Genomic DNA, 17312 nt, shown 5'->3' with positions numbered 1-17312 from the left:
CCCTTCTTTCTTGCGTCTGCCCATCATGCACCAGAACGGCTTTACCACCACGATCCTCCATTCCGACCGCAATCAATCCGTCGAGCACGGAGCGGTGCACAAGCCGATGCATCCGTCGTCCGAGTTTGCCTACGACGACGCGCGCGAGCTGGCTGCCGTGTTCCAGGGCAAGGCGGGCTTCACTTATGCGCGCCAGGGCACGCCGACCACGACCGCGCTGGAAGCCAAGATCAGCCAGATGGAAGGCGGCAAGGGCACGGTCAGTTTCTCGACCGGCATGGCTGCGCTGGCCGCCATCTTCACCACGCTGCTGCGCCGGGGCGACCACCTGGTGTCCAGCCAGTTCGTGTTCGGCAACACCAACAGCCTGTTCGGCACGCTGCAGGAACTGGGCGTGGAGATCACCTTTGTCGACGCGACGGATTCGTCGCAGGTGCGCGCCGCCATCCAGTCCAATACGCGCATGGTCTTTACCGAGACCATTGCCAACCCGGGCACGCAGGTGGCCGACCTGGCCGTGATCGGCGAGATCTGCCGCGAAAAGGGGCTGGTCTATGTGGTGGACAACACGCTGACCTCGCCGTGGATGTTCCGGCCTGCTTCCGTGGGCGCATCGCTGGTGATGAACTCGCTGTCCAAGTACATCGGCGGTCATGGCAACGCGCTGGGCGGCGCCGTGACCGACACGGGCCTGTATGACTGGGCCGGCAACGAGAATATCTACGAGGCCTATCGCAAGGGAGCGTCGACCGGTTGGGGCCTCACGCAGATCAAGAAAAAGGGCCTGCGCGACATGGGCGGCACGCTGGCCGCCGAGCCGGCGCACCGCATTGCGGTGGGCGCCGAGACGCTGGCGCTGCGCATGGCCAAGCACTGCGCCAATGCACTGGCGCTGGCGCGCTTTCTGGAAGAGCACCCGGGCGTGGCGAAGGTGCATTACCCGGGCCTTGCAAGCCATCCGCAACACGCGCGCGCCGCGGCGCTCTTCGGCTCGCGGTTCGGCGGCCTGCTGGGCGTCGAGCTGGCAGATGGCGTCGATTGCTTCGACTTCCTGAATCGGCTGCGTGTCGTGCTGATGGCGACGCACCTGGGTGATACGCGCAGTCTGGCGCTGCCGGCCGCCCACACCATCTATTACGAGATGGGCGCGGAGCGCCGTCAGCAGATGGGCATTGCGGACAGCCTGATTCGCGTGTCGGTGGGCATCGAAGACGAAGCCGATTTGCTGTTTGATTTCGATCAGGCGCTCAATGGTTGCCTGAAGGGATAATGCGGCAGGCGCGGCTCCCGCCAGGGCTGCGCCGACAACGCAATCGGGGTAGGAACCCATGCTTATACAGATCGCAGAAGTCTTCACGCCGCAAGAGGCGGCCGACATCCGCCAGCGGCTGGATGCCGCAGACTGGGTAGACGGCAAGGTCACCGCCGGCCATCAATCGGGGCAGGTCAAGCACAACCGGCAATTGCCCGAACAGCATCCCCTGGCGCAAGAGCTCGGCACGCTGATCCTGCAGCGCCTGTCGGGCAACAATCTCTTCATGTCGGCTGCGTTGCCGCGCAAGATCTTCCCGCCGCTGTTTAATCGCTACGAAGGCGGCGAGGCCTTCGGCTATCACGTCGACAACGCCGTGCGCGGCATCGCGGGTTCACCGGAGCGCGTGCGCACCGACCTGTCCGCGACGCTGTTCTTCTCGGATCCCGATAGCTACGACGGCGGCGAGCTCGTTATCGACGACACCTATGGTCCGCGCGCCGTGAAGCTGCCGGCAGGGCATATGGTGCTGTATCCGGGCACCAGCCTGCACAAGGTCAACCCCGTGACGCGCGGCGCGCGCGTCAGTTCGTTCTTCTGGATGCAAAGCCTGGTGCGCGAAGACAGCCAGCGCGCATTGCTGCTGGATATGGACGTGGCTATCCAGCGCTTGAACCAGGATGTGGCGGGGCATGCGTCGATCGTGCAGCTCACCGGCATTTATCACAATCTGCTGCGTCGCTGGGCCGACGTTTGATGAAGCTTAAAGTGTTTATTTGGGGTGTCGTGCAAACCCCGAAATTCGCGTTTTTGTTTATTGCGAAAACGGCTAAAAGCTAGTATTGACGCGGGTTGCGGTCAGGTTTTCTCTTGACAGCCGCTCTACGCCAAGGCCTAATACACCTCTGCGTCGCTGACGGTTTGCAGGCAAAAAGCCAGCAAATCCTAAGCGGCGCAGCAGTTTAAAAGTTGTGCTTTGCAGCGCAAGAAAAAAGTTTATCCACTGTCTGTTCGTCGTTTGCCTGGTCTCGCGTCCATTTGTGGCATCCATCCTGACGGCCATGAACTCCGCCCCCCCGGCAGACTCCACACCTTGTGAGGGGTACACCTGCATGAACAAAACCGAACTCATCGATCACATCGCCAGCAAGGCCGATATCTCCAAGGCTGCTGCCGGCCGTTCGCTCGACGCCCTGATCGGTGCCGTGAAGACCACGCTGAAGAAGGGCGGTACGGTCACGCTGGTCGGTTTCGGCACGTTTGCCGTGTCGGCTCGCGCCGCGCGCACTGGCCGTAACCCGCGCACCGGCGAAACCATCAAGATCAAGAAGGCCAAGGTGCCGAAGTTCCGTCCGGGCAAGGCCCTGAAGGACGCCGTCAACTGATTGACGGCAGCGGATCGCAAGGCGCCTGGCGCTGCGATTTGCCCACAAGTACGCGGTCCGGTATACTCCGGCCCGCGTATTGCTTTTGAGTACCCCAAATTGGTAATTCCCGCGTGCTAATCGCGCCGGGCAATTGCACTGAAATGGGTGCTTAGCTCAGTTGGTAGAGCGGCGCCTTTACACGGCGTAGGTCACAGGTTCGACCCCTGTAGCACCCACCAGAAGCACACGATCCCGGTTGGGCAGGCACACCGCGCCTCGTTCCGGATTCGCATCTAACCCGCACACGGCGACGTGGCGGGTTTTTTGTTTTTCCGGTGGGCGTTTTCAGTGCCGCTACGCGCGAGCGTCCGCCTTTTTTCGTAAGCGTTTATTGATTCCGCTTTGATCTCCGTCAGCGGTGTTACGCTGTTCCATTCGAAATACAACGTGCGAATCATTCGCATTTAAGATACTATGTCGGGCTTGTACCGGTCAGCCGGCGTCGCCGTTTTGTGCGCGTCATTTCTCTGGCTGGCCGGAAAAGTCAATGCACCCTGGCTGATTCATGCCTAGTCTTCAACCCGGTTGGAATTCTTCTTCGCGGTCTTCTTTTGGTATACGCGCAGGCGCTGGCCTGGCGGTCGTCGCGCTTCATGCAGCGGTGATCGGCGCCATCTTCATGGCGCCGGAAAGTCGTCCTGAATTGGAGGAACCCGAGGCAATCATGGTGAGCGTGGTGGATGCCCCCATCCCCCAGATCGCCAAAGCCGAACCCACTCCCGAAGTGCCGCAGCCGGTGACCGAGACGCCGCCCGAGCCTGAACCCGAGATCGAGCCCGAACCCGAGCCCGAACCCGAGTTGAAGCCGGAGCCGGAGCCGGAACCCGAGCCCGAACCGGTGGTGGAAAAGCCGCCGATGCCGGCGCCCAAGCCGCCTCCGCCCAAACCCAAGCCCAAACCCAAGCCAAAGCCCAAGCAGGAAGTCAAACCCGAGCCCAAGCCCGAAACGCCGCCGCAGCCGACGCCGCCCAGTGGTGCGCCGGAAGGCACGCAGGCGCCGCAGGGCCCGACGCAGGGACCACCTCCCGATCAGCCCGTGCTGGTCTCGAGCATTGAGTTCCAGGGCGCGCGTCCGATGCCCAACTATCCGATGGCATCGCGCCGCATGCGGGAAGAGGGCCGGGTCGTGGTGCTGGTGGAAATCAATACCCAGGGCTTGGTCGAGCGGGCAACCATCGATGCTTCGTCGGGCTTTCCGCGCCTGGACGAATCGGCGCTGGCAGCCGCCCGCAAAGGCCGCTTCAAGCCGTATACCCGTAATGGCGTGGCTTATCCCGCCAAAGCAAAAATTCCGTTCGATTTCGTAATGAGGAACTGAGATGTCCAACGCACTGCATAGCGCCACTCTGGTGGCGCAGGCGACCACCAGCCCGGCAGCGCCGGCTGCAGGCGCCGCGCCCGCGGCCGCCGCGGCCGCACCCGCAGCCCAGCAAGCCGCCACGACGGGCGGCGACGTAGTCCAGCAGGCTGCTGGCGCCGTTCAGCAATCGGCCGACGCGCTGCACAGCGCCGCGGCGGCGCTGCCGGCCGCGCCTGCGCTGCCGGCCGCGCCTGCGCCCGCGCCGGTCCCCGACATGGGCTTCCTGCACTTCGTCGCCCAGAGCGACTTCGTGGGCAAGAGCCTGTTCGTCATCCTGATCCTCATGTCGCTCGTGACCTGGTATCTCATCCTGGTCAAGGCAGGCAGCAACGTCAGCATGCGCAAGCGTTCGGCAGACTTCCTGAACAAGTTCTGGAATGCCAGCTCGCTGGAACAGGTCGAGCACGAAATCAACACGCACGGCGCGCGCGATCCGTTCTCGCATCTGGCCAGCCACGCGATGCACGCGCAGGCGCACCACAACAAATTCGGCGCCACCAAGCTGGAAGAGTCGGGCAGCAATTCGGATTTCGTCACGCGCACCATGCGCAAGGTCATCGACGAAGAAACCGCCAAGCTGGAAAACGGCCTGACCGTGCTGGCCTCGGTGGGTTCGACGGCGCCGTTCGTCGGCCTGTTCGGCACGGTGTGGGGCGTGTATCACGCGCTGGTCGGCATCGGGCTGTCCGATGGCGTGACCATCAACCGTATCGCCGGCCCGGTGGGCGAAGCTCTCATCATGACGGGCCTGGGCCTGGCGGTGGCCATTCCGGCGGTGCTGGCGTACAACACCTTCGTGCGCAACAACCGCGTGTACTTGTCGCGCCTGGATGCCTTTGCACATGACCTGTTTGCGTTCCTGACCACCGGCCAGCAAGTTGCGCTGTCCGACGGCAAGGTGCGCGCGCTGCGTCGCCAGAACGGCCACGCGGCTCAACGCGGGAGCGAATAATGGCCTTTGGCAGCTTTGAGGGTAAAGGTTCCGGAAGCCATGCGGTGTCCGAGATCAACATGGTGCCCCTGATCGACGTCATGCTGGTGCTGCTGGTGATCTTCATCATCACGGCGCCGCTCCTGGCGCACTCGATCAAGATCAACATGCCCCAGGTGGCTGCCGAGCAGATCGAGGAAGAACCCAAGACCGTGGACCTGGCGATCGACGCCGCGGGCGCACTGTTCTGGGACGAGAAGCCGGTCAATATCGACGACCTGCCCAATCGCTTCAAGTCGATCGCCGGCACCAAGCCGCAACCCGAGATCCGCATCCGCGCCGATCAGAACACCCGTTACGAAACGCTGGCCAAGGTCATGGCCTCGGCGCGCCGCTCGGGCATGACGCGTATCGGTTTCGTCACGACGCCGCCCTCGGGTGGTGCTCCGGCGGCGGGTGCTCCCGCTTCGGGCGCACCTGCCGCGGCTCCGGCCCCGGCACCGTCCGGCCGGTGAACGAATCCAGGAAGGGGGCGCATTTCGCGCCCCTTTTTTTTTGGATCGCGCTAGAATCGCGGCATGCGAGTTCTGGTAATCGAAGACGACACCACCCTGGGCCATGCGCTCCAGGAATTCCTGGCCGACCAGGGTTATGCGGTCGACTGGCTGACTGAGGGCGACCGGGTTCTGGGCGCGCTGGCGGGCCAGCCGTATGACCTCATGCTGCTCGACCTCAATCTTCCCGGCATGAGCGGCCTGGACGTGCTGCGGCAACTGCGGCAGGACGGCAATCAGGTTCCCGTGCTCATCCTCACCGCTCGCGATGGCATCGAAGACCGCGTTGCCGGTCTGGACGCCGGAGCGGACGACTACGTCACCAAACCCTTCGAACTGCCCGAGCTGGCCGCGCGTGTGCGCGCCTTCGGCCGCCGCCGTGCCGGCCAGGCCCAGCCGCTCATCGAAGTCGGCCCGCTGGTGTTCGACACCGTCGGCCGCGAAGTCCGCGCCAATGGCCAGCGCCTGTCGCTGTCGGTGCGTGAACTTTCCGTCCTCGAAATGCTGATGGCCCGCGTGGGCCGCGTCGTGACCAAGCGCCAGATCGTCAATTCCCTGTCCGCCTGGGACGCGGATTTCAGCGAGAACGCCGTCGAAGTCTACGTGTACCGCTTGCGCAAGCGCCTGGAAGGCACGGGCGCCAGCATCCAGACGGTACGTGGCTTTGGCTACATGCTGGATGTGGAAACGGCCTGACGGGCCGGCCGCGGCCGGCGATCGCCGTCCGCGCGTTTTCATCCGCCTCATCGAGGGCTTCGCGCCATGACGCAGGAACGCACCCCCCAACCGTCTCCGGCTGCGCGCCCCCCCATGCTTCCCTCCCGATCGCTTGCCCGGCATCTCGTCATCCGGTTGATGCCGCCCATCCTGCTGCTCGTCCTGCTGGATCTGGCGGCAACCTGGGTCATCACCCACAAGATCGACATGTCGCTGTGGATGCTGGAAGACTTCTTCTGGCTGATGGTCGTGGGCCAGGTGGCGTTGATCGCGCTGTTTGCATGGGTGGTCATGCAGGGTGTGCGATCCGGCCTGCGGTCGGTGAACCATCTGTCTGAAGAAATCCGGCAGCGCTCCATCGACGACATGCAGCCGCTGGAGGTTGCAGGCGTGCCGGTCGAGATCGAACCGCTGGTCACGCACACCAATGATCTGCTGCTGCGGCTGGATGCGTCGCTGGCCGCGCAGCGGCGCTTCATTGGCCACGCCGCGCATCAGTTGCGCACGCCGCTGTCGGGCCTGCGGCTGGAATCCGAACTCATGCTGGCGCGCCCCTTGCCCGACGACGTTCGGGCCCGTGCAGAGCGCATCAAGGCCGTCAGCGACCGCATGATCCGGCTGGGCCAGCAGCTGCTGGTGCTGGCCCGCGCCGATCCCAATGCGCGCCCACAGGACAGCTTTGTGCGCATCGACCTGTGCGAGTGGGTGCGGGTGCATGGCGCCGAATGGTTTCCGCGGGTGCGCGAAGCGCACTACGAGCTGGATCTGGCCGCGCCCGAAACGCCCATCTGGATCGACGCGGACCCCTTGCTGCTCGCGGAGCTGCTGGGCAACCTGATTGATAACGCGCTGCGCTATGGCAACCCGACGGGGCGCATCACGCTGATCGTGGGCGCTAATCCGCCCTCGCTGACCGTCGAAGACGACGGGCCAGGCATTCCGCCCGAAGAGCGCGACCGCGTGTTCGAGGCGTTCTACCGGTCGCCCACCGCGACGGCCGGCGGCTCGGGCCTGGGACTGGCCATCGTGCGAGAAATCGCGCACGCGCACGGCGCGTGGTGGAAGCTCACCAGCCGGCCCGACTTTTCCGGGACGCGGCTGTCCGTCGTATTCCCCGGCCCTCGCAAGGGGGCTCAACTCACTCGCCAAGAACCCGCATCATGAGCCAAGGCACGGTCAGCGCTGCTTCTTTGCCCCCAGGTCACCCGGGCGGCGCCCACGCCCCATCGTCGCGAGCGGCGCTGGTCCTGGGCGCGCTGGGCGTGGTGTACGGCGACATCGGCACCAGCCCGCTTTACACGCTGCGCGCCTGCCTGACCGGCCTGAGCGTGCATACCGACCTGGAGCCGGCCCATCTGCTGGGCGTGCTGTCCATCCTGTTCTGGATGCTGATGGTGGTGGTGTCCCTGAAATACGTGATGCTGGTGCTGCGCGCGGACAACCGCGGCGAGGGCGGCACGCTGGCGCTGCTGGAACTGGCGGTGCGCGCGCGCGAGGGCAAGCTGCGCTGGGTGCTGATCGTGCTGGGCATCTTCGGTGCGGCGCTGTTCTACGGCGACAGCATGATCACGCCGGCTATTTCGGTGTTGTCGGCGCTGGAAGGCATCGGCATCGTGTCGCATACGCTGGACCACTGGGTGGTGCCGATCGCGCTGGTCGTGCTGATCGCATTGTTTGCGATCCAGTCGCATGGCACGGCCGCCATGGGCAAGCTGTTCGGTCCGGTGATGTTCCTGTGGTTCGCCACGCTGGCGGCCCTGGGCGGCTGGCAGATCTGGCAGACGCCCGAGGTGCTGGCCGCGTTGAACCCGATGTGGGGGCTGCGCTTCATCGTCGAAGCGCCGTGGGTCAGCTTCGTGTTGCTGGGCGCGGTGGTGCTGGCGCTGACCGGGGCCGAGGCCCTGTATGCCGACATGGGCCACTTTGGCCGCCCGGCGATCCGCCGGGCCTGGTTCAGCATGGTGCTGCCGGCGCTGACGCTGTGCTACTTCGGCCAAGGGGCGCTGCTGCTGCGCGATCCCACCGCCATCCGCAATCCGTTCTTCCTGATGGCGCCGGAATGGGGGCTTGCCCCGCTGGTCGCGCTGGCCACCATCGCCACCATCGTGGCGTCGCAGGCCGTGATTTCGGGCGCCTATTCGGTGACGCGCCAGGCAGTGCAGCTGGGCTTCTGGCCCCGCATGCAGATCCTGCACACGTCCGCGATCGAGAAGGGCCAGATCTATCTGCCGCAGGTCAACGCGCTGCTGCTGTGCGCGGTGCTGATCCTGGTGCTGTGGTTCCGCAATTCCGACAACCTGGCCGCGGCCTACGGCTTTGCGGTGACGGGCACGATGTTCACGACTTCGGTGCTGGCGTTTGCGGTGCTGCCGCGCGGCAGCACGGGCATCAAGCGCATGATGTGGTTCCTGGTGCTGGGCCTGTTGCTGCTGCTGGACGTGCTGCTGTTTTCGGCCAACGTCTTCAAGATTCACGAAGGCGGCTGGCTGCCGCTGGTGGTGGCGATCGTGGTGTTCACGCTGATGATGACGTGGCGGCGCGGCCGTCGTCTCTTGTCCGACATGCAGCAGCGCGACCGCCAGCCGCTCAAGGAATTCATGGAGCAGCTCGAGCAGTATCCGCCGTCGCGCGTGCCGGGTACCGCCATCTTCATGACGATGAATTCGGGCAACGTGCCGCCGGCGCTGCTGCACAACCTGAAGCACAACAAGGTGCTGCACGACCACGTACTGTTCCTGTCGATCCAGTCGGCCGACGTGCCGTATATCGCGCCCGAAGAGCGCTTCGAGGTGAACAAGCTCAGCGCATCGAGCTGGGCTGCGACGGTCACCTACGGCTTCAAGGAAGATCCGGACGTGCCGGAGGCGCTGCGCCTGATTGCCGAAGCGTATCCGGAGCTGGACCTGGAGCCGATGCGCACGTCGTTCTTCCTGTCGCGCCAGACGGTCGTGGCGGCCAGGAAGCCCGCCTTGTCGCGGTGGCGGCGCGCGGTGTTCTCGTTCATGGCGCGCAATTCGACCCGCAGCACCAAGTTCTTCAAGATCCCGGCGAACCGGGTCGTGGAGATGGGCATGCAGGTCGAGCTGTAGCCGCCACGCTGCCCGCGTCGCGGCCTCGCCGCGCCGGGCCACAACAGCCAGGCGAAAAAAAACCCTCGGTGTGGAAACCGAGGGTTTTTGTTTGGCCTTGAAGAATTACTTCTTCGAGGTCGTGTCTTTCAGTTGGGGCAGCGACGTGCCGCTGGAGGCGAGCAGGCCGGTCTTGACGTACGTGAACAGCTTTTCGCGCGTGTCGACGATGTCGAGGTTGCGCATGGTGAGCTGGCCGATGCGGTCCGCCGGCGTGAAGGGGGCATTTTCCACCTTCTCCATGGACAGACGCTCGGGCGCGTACGTGAGGTTGGGCGACACGGTGTTCAGCAGCGAATAGTCGTTGCCGCGGCGCAGTTCGATGGTGACTTCGCCAGTGACGGCGCGGGCCACCCAGCGCTGGGCGGTTTCGCGCAGCATGATGGCTTGCGGGTCGAACCAGCGGCCCTGGTACAGCAGGCGGCCCAGCTTGCGGCCGTTTTCGCGGTACTGCTCGATCGTGTCTTCGTTGTGGATGCCGGTGACCAGGCGCTCGTAGGCGATGAAGAGCAGGGCCAGGCCCGGGGCTTCGTAGATGCCGCGGCTCTTGGCTTCGATGATGCGGTTTTCGATCTGGTCGCTCATGCCCAGGCCGTGACGGCCGCCGATGCGGTTGGCTTCGAGCAGCAGTTCGACGGGATCAGCGTATTCGACGCCGTTCAGGGCGACGGGCTGGCCTTCTTCGAAGCGGACCGTGACTTCCTCGGCCTTGACGGCGACGTCGTCGCGCCAGAACGCCACGCCCATGATGGGCTTGACGATGCGGATGCCGGAATTCAGGTGTTCCAGGTCCTTGGCTTCGTGCGTGGCGCCGAGCAGGTTGGAGTCGGTGGAGTAGGCCTTTTCAGCCGACATCTTGTAGTCGAAACCGGCTTGGCGCATGTATTCGGACATTTCCGAACGGCCGCCGAGCTCGTCGATGAAGCGCTGATCGAGCCAGGGCTTGTAGATCTTGAGTTCAGGGTTGGTGAGCAGGCCGTAGCGGTAGAAACGCTCGATGTCGTTGCCCTTGAACGTGCTGCCGTCGCCCCAGATGTTGACGTTGTCTTCCTTCATGGCGGCGACCAGCATCGTGCCGGTGACGGCGCGGCCAATGGGCGTCGTGTTGAAGTACGTGATGCCGGCGGTCGAGATGTGGAACGCGCCCGACTGCAGGGCGGCGATGCCTTCGGCCACGAGCTGCGCGCGGCAGTCGATCAGGCGGGCGTTTTCGGCGCCGTAGGCCAGGGCCTTGCGGGGAATCTCGTCGTAGTCGGATTCGTCGGGCTGGCCCAAGTTGGCGGTGTAGGCGTAGGGGATGGCGCCGTTGTTGCGCATCCAGAGGAGCGCAGCGCTGGTGTCCAGGCCGCCGGAAAAGGCGATGCCGACTTTCTGGCCGGTGGGCAGGTTCGGGAGGATAGTGGTCATTGTTTGAGGTGAGACGCCAACAGGACTTTGACAGCAACGAGCCGCCAAACAAGAAAATAGCCCGCCATTTTAACTCTTTTGAGGGGGGCTGGCCGCCGGGGTTGCGGCGCGGGGGGCGCCTGGCGCGAACAGCTCGGCAAGCCGCAGGCCGCGGATCAGCTCGCCCGTGGCAGCGGCCAGCCGGGTGGCTGGGCGATGGCGGGCGCTGGCCAGCACCAGGTTGTTGGTGATGGTGGGCGAGCCGATGGCGCACAGGGACAGTTCATGCTCGGCGGCCGGCCCGCGCGCCGCCGAGCGCGGCAGGATGGCGTAGGCATCGCCCTGCGCCGCCAGTTCGACGATGGTCTGCACGGCGTCGACCTCGGCCGCGACCTTGAGCCGCACGCCCTGCGCGCGGCAGACGCTTTCGACAAGGGTGCGGATGGCGTTGGGCAGGCTGGGCAGCACCAGTGGATAGTCGCCCAGCCGCGCGACCGGCACGCGGGCGGGCAGGGGCGGCTGATGGCCCGCCGCGGCGGCAAGGACCAGGTCTTCGCGGAACAGGGACTCGTAGACCAACTGCGGCGACGGGGCCGGGTCGTAGAGCAGGGCCAGGTCCACCCGGCCGGCGAGCAGCCATTCGCGGACCTGGGCGCTCAGGCCTTCGGCCACTGCGATGGAAGCATCGGGAAAATTCTGGCGGAATGCCTGCACCAGCGGCGGCGTGAGCACGCGCGCGATGCGTGGAGGCAGGCCGATCATGACCTTGCCGGTGGGCGTTTCGCGCAGCGTCTGCAGATCCTCCTTGGCGCGCTCGGCCAACGCCAGCAGGGCGCGAGCGTGTTCCAGGAATCTCAGGCCCGCTTCCGTGGGCTCGGCGCCGCGCCCGTTGCGGTAGAGCAGGTGCTGCCCCAACTCCAGTTCCAGCAGCCGCACCTGGCGGCTGAGCGTGGGCTGGGCGACGTCCAGCATTTCCGCCGCGCGCGAGAAGCTGCGGCGCTCGGCCACGCGCACGAAGTACTCGATCTGCTTGAGATCCATCGGGATATTAGGTTTTTCGATATCAGAAATATACGGTATAGCATTGTTCGCCCTCCGGCATTCCGCGACCATGGCGCTTTCCATGCAGGATGTCCCCGTGCCCGATTGCCGTCCGCCGCTTGCCTCGCCCTCCCGTCCCCGCCACGCGCTGCCGCCGGGCGCGTGCGACGCGCATTGCCACGTCTTCGGACCCGGCGATGTGTTTCCGTATGCCGAAGGCCGGTCGTACACGCCGCCGGACGCGTCGTTCGCCAGCATGGCGGCGCTGCATGCTCATCTGGGCATCGAGCGCGCGGTCGTGGTGCAGGCCAACTGCCACGGATCGGACCACCGCGCCTTGCTGGATGCGCTGGCGCGCAGCGAAGGGCGTTATCGCGGCGTGGCGCTGCTGGGGGCGGACGCCACGGCCGCCAGCGTGAAGGCGCTGCACGAAGGCGGCGTGCGGGCCGCGCGTTTCAACTTCGTGCCGCATCTGGGCGGCGCGCCCGAGCCGGCGGTGTTCGACCACGTGGTCAAGCTGATCGCGCCGTCGGGATGGCACCTGTGCCTGCACGTGGACGGCGCGATGCTGCCCGAACTGCTGCCGCGACTGCTCACGCTGCCGGTGCCGTTCGTCGTGGACCACATGGGCAGGCTGAAGGCGGCCGATGGGCTTGATTCACCGGCGATGCGCGCGTTGCTCAGCCTGGCGGACGTAGGCCAGGCGTGGGTCAAGGTGTCCGGCATCGACCGGATCGCCGCCGGCCGCCGTCCCTTTGTGGAAGGCATTCCCTTCGTGCGCGCGCTGGTTGAGGCCTTGCCGGACCGCACCTTGTGGGGCACGGACTGGCCGCATCCGAATGTGGCCGGCGATATGCCGGACGACGGTGAACTGGTCGACACGTTTTTCGAAGCATGCCCGGACGCCGGACTGCGCCAGCGCGTGCTGGTGGACAACCCGGCGCGGCTTTACGGATTTCAGTAGCACAGAGAAAGCGGAACGAGGGCCAGGAAGCCCCCGCCGCAAGCACATCCCCATCAACGAGGAGACACCATGTTCAAGAAAATCATCTCGGCCGCCGTGCTGAGCCTGGCCGCCGCTGGCGCGGCCCACGCCGACGGTCCCGTGCGCCTGATCATCGCGTTCCCGCCGGGCGGCCCCGTGGATCTGGTGGGCCGCGTGCTGGCCGAGCAGCTGGGCAAGGAGCTCAAGCAGAACGTCATCGTCGAAAACAAGGCGGGCGCCAACGGCAACATCGCGGCCGCCTACGTGGCCAAGGCGCCGGCCGACGGCTCGGTGCTGTTCCTGACCAGCGTGGGCGCGGTGGCAATCAGCCCGGCGCTGTACAAGGACCTGCCGTATGATCCCGCGCGCGATTTCGCGCCGGTCTCGCGCGTGGTGAACAACGCCACGGTGTTCGTGGTGAATCCGTCCAACCCGGCGACGGACGCCGCCGACTTCGTGAAGAAGTCGCAGGCCGCGTCGCAGTCCGTGGCCATCGGCTCGTCGGGCATCGGCAGCATTCCGCACCTGACGCTGGAAATGTTTGCCGATTCCAGCAAGGCCAAGGTGCTGCACGTGCCTTACAAGGGCGCGGCGCCCGTCATCAACGACGTGATGGGCAATCAGGTGTCCGGTTTCTTCGGCGACGTGCCCGGCCTGATCGGCCATATCCAGGGCGGCAAGCTCAAGCCGTTGGGCCTGGCCGCGCCGACACGCCATCCGCTGCTGCCCGACGTGAAGACGATGGCCGAGCTGGGCATCCCCGGCGTCGAATCGAACAACTGGTACGGCCTGGTCGCACCCGCAGCCACGCCCGCCGCTACCGTCGACAAGCTGAACCAGGCTGTGCGCGCCGCGCTGGCCAACGAGGCCGTCCGCGCCCGCCTGGAGAAGTTCGGCGCCGAGGCCGCGCCCAGCACGCCGCAGGAACTGGGCGCGCTGATCGCCGCCGACCGCGAGAAATGGACCGCGCTGATCCAGCGCAAGAACATCCGTCCGGAGTAAGCATGAGCGCCCGCCGAATCGAACCCGTGGTGCCGGGCACCCGCCCGGAGCTGGCCGTGCTGGAGGCGCGCATCGCTGCCGCGCGCGGCCGTATCTCGCCGCTGTATCAGGTGCTGCTGAACAGTCCGGCGGTGGTCGAGGGCTGGGAAGCCATGCTGACCGCGATCCGGCAGAAGACGTCGCTGGCGCCGCGGTTGCGCGAGCTGATCATCCTGCGCGTGGCGACCTTGAACAATGCGCCGTACGAGTTCGAGGCGCACGTGCCGCACGCGCTGGCAGGCGGCATGCCGCAGGCCGTCATCGACGTCCTGCGCGGCAATCCCGCGCCAGATCAGGTGCAGGGGCTGGAACCGGGCGAAGCCGAGGTGCTGGCGCTGACGGATGCCATGACCCGCGACATCGAGGTGCCGGACGCGGTATTTGCACCGCTGCGCGAGCGCTACGATGATGCGCAACTGGTGGAACTGACGGCGACGGTCGGCGCGTACAACATGGTGTCGCGCTTTCTGGTCGCCTTGCGCGTCGGACATTGAAGGAGATGGCTGTGCAGGAAACGATGTTGCTGGTGTCGCTGGGGGAACGGTTTGACGAGGCGCGCGCCCGGGATCTGGCCGAGCGTCTTGCGGACGGGCTGGCGGAGGTGAAGATCAGCGCCTTTGCCGCGCTGGAAGCCGAGGAAACCTACGTGACCGTGCGCGGGGTCCGTGCATTGCCGGAGATCCAGGCCCGCCTCGCTGAACTGGCGCCCGGCGCGCATGCGCGGGTGCTGCACCGGACGCTGGATTTGCCCGGCGCGTCGGCGGGGCAGGAGGCGCCGTGGCACTACATCGTCGAAACCGACGTGCTGCCCGAGGCCGAGGCCGACCTGAACGCCTGGTACGACCAGGAGCATCTGCCGGGGCTGGCGTCTGTGCCCGGCACGGTGCGCGCGCAGCGCTGGGAATGCCGCGATGAATCGCCGCGCTACCTGGCCTGCTACGACCTGCACACGCAGGAAACCTTTGGCAGCCCGCCGTGGCTGGCGGTGCGCGCGACCGACTGGAGCAGCCGCGTGCGGCCGTCGTTCCGCAACACGCGGCGCACGATGTTCAGGAAGATCCTGTAGCGCCAAGCGTTTTAGAAAGCAGGAAGTCAAAAGCAGAAGGGCCCGGACATCGCAGGATGTCCGGGCCCTTCTCATGCGTGCAGGACGGGTTTAGTCGACCTGTCCGAGCAGCAGGAATTCCATCAGCGCCTTCTGCACGTGCAGGCGGTTTTCGGCTTCGTCCCAGACCACGCTCTGCGGTCCGTCGATGACTTCGCCGGTGACTTCCTCGCCGCGGTGGGCGGGCAGGCAGTGCATGAAGACGGCCTGCGGGTCGGCCGCGGCCATCATTTCGGCGTCCACGCACCAGTCGGCGAATGCCGCGCGGCGCTCTTCGTTTTCGGCCTCGTAGCCCATGCTGGTCCACACGTCGGTGGTGACCAGGTGCGCGCCCTTGCAGGCTTCCATGGGGTCCTTGAACTGGCGCAGCACCTTGTCGGACGGCGTGCCGATGCGCGAGGCTTCGAGTTCGTAGCCGGCCGGCGTGGACACATGCAGCGTGAAGCCCAGCATTTCGGCCGCGTGCAGCCACGTGTAAGCCATGTTGTTGGCATCGCCCACCCAGGCGACCGTCTTGCCGGCGATGGGGCCGCGGTGCTCGATGTAGGTGAAGATGTCGGCCAGGATCTGGCACGGGTGGAATTCGTTGGTCAGGCCGTTGATCACGGGCACGCGCGAATGCGACGCGAAGCGCTCGATGCGGGTCTGCTCGAACGTGCGGATCATGACGATGTCGACCATGCGCGAAATCACGCGCGCGGTGTCTTCGATGGGCTCGGAGCGGCCGAGCTGCGAATCGTTGGACGTCAGGTTGATGACCGAGCCGCCCATCTGGTACATGCCGGCCTCGAATGACACGCGGGTGCGCGTGCTGGCCTTTTCGAACACCATTGCCAGCGTGCGGTCGTGCAGCGGCATGTGGGGTTCATAGCGTTTGAACTTTTCCTTAATCAGGCGCGCGCGGTCCAGCACGTAGGCGATCTCGGCGGACGAGAAGTCCTTGAACTGCAGAAAGTGCCGCAGCGGGCCGTTTTGAGTCGTGGGAGGAGTCATGTTGATGTCGCAGGTCATTGGGCCCCGCCAGGCTCGTGGCTCGGCAGGGACGTTGATTATGGTTTTTCGGCCAGGAACTGTTGAATGAGCGGCACCAGCAGGGCGACGATCTGGTCGGCCTCCTGGCGCGTCAGGATCAGCGGCGGCAGCATGCGGATGACGCGGTCGCGCGTGACGTTGATGAGCAGGCCTGCTTCCATGGCGCGCAGCGCAAGGACGCCGCAGGGGCGGGCCAGCTCGATGCCCAGCATGAGGCCGCGGCCGCGGATGTCGGTCACGCCGGGCGTGCCGGCCAGCGCGCTGGCCAGGCGGTCTTTCAGGTATTCGCCCACGTCATGGGCGTTTTCAAGCAGGTTTTCGGATTCCAGCGCATCGAGCACTGCAAGGCCTGCCGCGCACACGAGCGGCCCGCCGCCGAACGTGGTGCCATGGCTGCCCGGCGTAAACACACCTGCGGCCGGGCCCGCGGCCAGCATCGCGCCGATGGGCACACCGCCCGCCAGGCCCTTGGCCAGCGTCATGACGTCGGGGCGGATGTCGGCCCATTGGTGCGCGAACCACTTGCCGGTGCGGCCGATGCCGGACTGCACTTCGTCGATCATCAGCAGCCAGCCGCGCTCGGTGCAGAGTTGGCGCAGCGCCTGCAGGTAGGCGATGTCGGACGGGCGGATGCCGCCTTCGCCCTGCAGGACTTCCAGCAGCACGGCGGTGGTGCGCGGCTCGGCGTCGCCGGCGGCACGCACCGCGTCCAGGTTGTTGTACGGCACCTGGATGAAGCCGCTGGGCAGGGGCTCGAAGCCTTTGCGCGCCTTGTCGCTGCCGGTAGCCGCCAGCGTGGCCAGCGTGCGGCCATGCCAGGACGAATCCATGGTGATGATGTGAGCGTGCTTGTTGCCGCGCTGGTAGGCGTAGTAGCGGGCGAGCTTGATGGCCGCTTCGTTGGCCTCGGAGCCGCTGTTGTTGAACGCGACTTCCTGCATGCCGGACAGCGCCGTCAGCCGGGCGGCAAGCTCGGTCTGCTGCGGGATGTCGTAGATGTTGGAGGTATGGATGACGCGGGCCGCCTGCTCGGCGATGGCGGCGACCAGCTTCGGATGGGCGTGGCCCAGGCACGAGACGCCGATGCCGGCCAGGGCATCCAGATACTTGCGGCCGCCTGCGTCCCACAGCCAGACACCCTGGCCGTGCGTGAACGATACCGGCAGCCGGGCATAGATATTGGCCAGAGGCGAGCTCATCGCGGATCCTCCTGGGGGAATGGCATCGACAGCATGCCCGCTTGCTAGGGCGAATCAGGGGCGAATCGCGGTTCGAAAGAGGGCAAAGGATCAATCATATACAATTCGCGGCGCGGCACGCATGTTTGATCACGCCGAAGATCCGGCTTTCGTG

17 protein-coding genes and 1 tRNA gene are annotated in these 17312 nt (G+C 65.8%); 14 read left to right on the top strand and 4 right to left on the bottom strand.

The genetic code is table 11. From position 1 onward, the window contains the following. The first annotated feature begins 25 nt into the window (after positions 1-25). The 10 genes from B2W22_RS17445 to B2W22_RS17400 all read left to right on the top strand — a co-directional run bounded on the left by B2W22_RS17445 (position 26) and on the right by B2W22_RS17400 (position 9330). Positions 26-1270, top strand: a complete 1245-nt coding sequence (locus tag B2W22_RS17445) for a cystathionine gamma-synthase family protein (RefSeq protein WP_286939208.1) — start codon at positions 26-28, stop codon at positions 1268-1270. Positions 1271-1328: 58 nt separating this feature from the next. Next, positions 1329-2009 (top strand): Fe2+-dependent dioxygenase, encoded by a 681-nt coding sequence (locus tag B2W22_RS17440; protein ID WP_175138754.1) that lies wholly within the window; start codon positions 1329-1331, stop codon positions 2007-2009. 355 nt (positions 2010-2364) lie between these two features. Beyond that, positions 2365-2637, top strand: a complete 273-nt coding sequence (locus B2W22_RS17435; RefSeq protein ID WP_003812968.1) for an HU family DNA-binding protein — start codon at positions 2365-2367, stop codon at positions 2635-2637. Positions 2638-2782: 145 nt separating this feature from the next. Further along, positions 2783-2858 (top strand) — tRNA-Val (locus tag B2W22_RS17430). Positions 2859-3184: 326 nt separating this feature from the next. Further along, entirely contained in the window at positions 3185-3997 is an 813-nt protein-coding gene (locus tag B2W22_RS17425; RefSeq protein ID WP_175124581.1) for an energy transducer TonB, read from the top strand. 1 nt (position 3998) lies between these two features. Further along, complete coding sequence (locus B2W22_RS17420; RefSeq protein WP_286938986.1) at positions 3999-4991, top strand: MotA/TolQ/ExbB proton channel family protein; 993 nt, start codon at positions 3999-4001, stop codon at positions 4989-4991. Further along, positions 4991-5485, top strand: a complete 495-nt coding sequence (locus B2W22_RS17415; protein ID WP_175125771.1) for an ExbD/TolR family protein — start codon at positions 4991-4993, stop codon at positions 5483-5485. Before B2W22_RS17420 ends, B2W22_RS17415 begins: the two co-directional genes overlap by 1 nt. Positions 5486-5548: 63 nt before the next feature. Beyond that, on the top strand, positions 5549-6220 hold the full coding sequence (locus tag B2W22_RS17410; RefSeq protein ID WP_006218435.1) for a response regulator transcription factor: 672 nt from the start codon (positions 5549-5551) through the stop codon (positions 6218-6220). Positions 6221-6334: 114 nt separating this feature from the next. Beyond that, positions 6335-7405 (top strand): sensor histidine kinase, encoded by a 1071-nt coding sequence (locus B2W22_RS17405; RefSeq protein ID WP_063952906.1) that lies wholly within the window; start codon positions 6335-6337, stop codon positions 7403-7405. Then, entirely contained in the window at positions 7402-9330 is a 1929-nt protein-coding gene (locus B2W22_RS17400) for a potassium transporter Kup (protein ID WP_175125770.1), read from the top strand. The genes B2W22_RS17405 and B2W22_RS17400 overlap by 4 nt, the downstream gene beginning before the upstream one ends. 105 nt (positions 9331-9435) lie before the next feature. On the opposite strand, the gene argG is transcribed toward B2W22_RS17400, so the two are convergent. Then, positions 9436-10776, bottom strand: coding sequence for an argininosuccinate synthase (gene argG / locus B2W22_RS17395; protein ID WP_175125769.1), 1341 nt, complete (start codon positions 10774-10776; stop codon positions 9436-9438). A gap of 69 nt (positions 10777-10845) precedes the next feature. Beyond that, positions 10846-11796 carry a LysR family transcriptional regulator gene (locus tag B2W22_RS17390; protein WP_175125768.1) on the bottom strand — a complete coding sequence of 317 codons (951 nt, stop codon included), beginning with the start codon at positions 11794-11796 and terminating at the stop codon, positions 10846-10848. A 97-nt stretch (positions 11797-11893) separates the two neighbouring features. On the opposite strand from B2W22_RS17390, the gene B2W22_RS17385 reads away from it, so the two are divergent. The 4 genes from B2W22_RS17385 (at position 11894) to B2W22_RS17370 (ending at position 14888) form a co-directional block, all read left to right on the top strand. Then, positions 11894-12760 carry an amidohydrolase family protein gene (locus tag B2W22_RS17385; protein ID WP_286939206.1) on the top strand — a complete coding sequence of 289 codons (867 nt, stop codon included), beginning with the start codon at positions 11894-11896 and terminating at the stop codon, positions 12758-12760. Positions 12761-12829: 69 nt separating this feature from the next. Then, positions 12830-13783, top strand: coding sequence for a Bug family tripartite tricarboxylate transporter substrate binding protein (locus B2W22_RS17380; protein ID WP_175125767.1), 954 nt, complete (start codon positions 12830-12832; stop codon positions 13781-13783). A gap of 2 nt (positions 13784-13785) precedes the next feature. Further along, positions 13786-14316 carry a carboxymuconolactone decarboxylase family protein gene (locus B2W22_RS17375; RefSeq protein WP_175125766.1) on the top strand — a complete coding sequence of 177 codons (531 nt, stop codon included), beginning with the start codon at positions 13786-13788 and terminating at the stop codon, positions 14314-14316. Positions 14317-14327: 11 nt separating this feature from the next. Continuing rightward, positions 14328-14888: a DUF4286 family protein gene (locus B2W22_RS17370; RefSeq protein WP_175125764.1), complete on the top strand. Its 561-nt coding sequence runs from the start codon at positions 14328-14330 to the stop codon at positions 14886-14888. Between the two features lie 90 nt (positions 14889-14978). Here the strand turns inward: B2W22_RS17370 and argF are convergent, their stop codons facing one another. Together argF and B2W22_RS17360 are read right to left on the bottom strand one after the other, a co-directional pair. Then, complete coding sequence (argF, locus tag B2W22_RS17365) at positions 14979-15920, bottom strand: ornithine carbamoyltransferase (RefSeq protein ID WP_175138749.1); 942 nt, start codon at positions 15918-15920, stop codon at positions 14979-14981. 56 nt (positions 15921-15976) lie between these two features. Beyond that, a complete protein-coding gene (locus tag B2W22_RS17360; protein WP_175184397.1) occupies positions 15977-17158 on the bottom strand; it encodes an aspartate aminotransferase family protein in 1182 nt (393 codons plus the stop codon). Positions 17159-17312 lie beyond the last annotated feature (154 nt).

Origin of the sequence: Achromobacter sp. UBA4530, from assembly GCF_002388205.1 — a bacterium.
Taxonomy (GTDB): Bacteria; Pseudomonadota; Gammaproteobacteria; order Burkholderiales; family Burkholderiaceae_B; genus Achromobacter; species Achromobacter animicus.
Note: the sequence above shows the minus strand (reverse complement) of the source record. Positions and strands in the feature narration are given on the sequence as shown.